At 67.9% G+C, this 470-nt stretch carries 1 pseudogene; it reads left to right on the top strand.

From position 1 onward, the window contains the following. Nucleotides 1–470 (top strand): annotated as a pseudogene (locus IVB32_RS19045) (hypothetical protein); the annotation flags it as partial.

Below are 470 nucleotides of genomic sequence, written 5' to 3'. Positions count from 1 at the left end.
ACCTACGCCAACGTGCCCTCGCCCTCGCCGGAATTCGACCGGCTCGAGCCGAGCCTGGAGAATCGCGGCGCCGGAGCCGACGCGCCGTATTCCTACGACGAATCGATCGAGGAAGCTGAGCGCTACGCGCCGCCGTCGCAGCCGCCGTCGCAACGTCCGCACATCCCCGTTCTCGACCGCGAACCCAAGAAGAAGCGCGCCCGCACCGGCCGCGCCTTTCCGTTCAAGAGCGCGATCGCCGTCGGCATCGTGCTGATCCTGGTCGGTGCCGGCATCCTGTGGGGCAAGCAGCTGGTCCAGACCGCGACCAACCTGTTGAAGTCTTCGCCGACGCAGGTGGTGGAGGCGCCCAAGGATTCGTCTCAGCCGCAGAGCAAGCCCAAGATTCCGGATCGCGTCGGCCAGCCCTCGGCCAGCGACCAGCCGGTCGCGCCGGTGGCGCAGAAAGTCGTGCTCTACGACGAGGATCC

The organism is Bradyrhizobium sp. 23, from assembly GCF_023073295.1.
Lineage (GTDB): Bacteria > Pseudomonadota > Alphaproteobacteria > Rhizobiales > Xanthobacteraceae > Bradyrhizobium > Bradyrhizobium canariense_D.
Note: the sequence above shows the minus strand (reverse complement) of the source record. Positions and strands in the feature narration are given on the sequence as shown.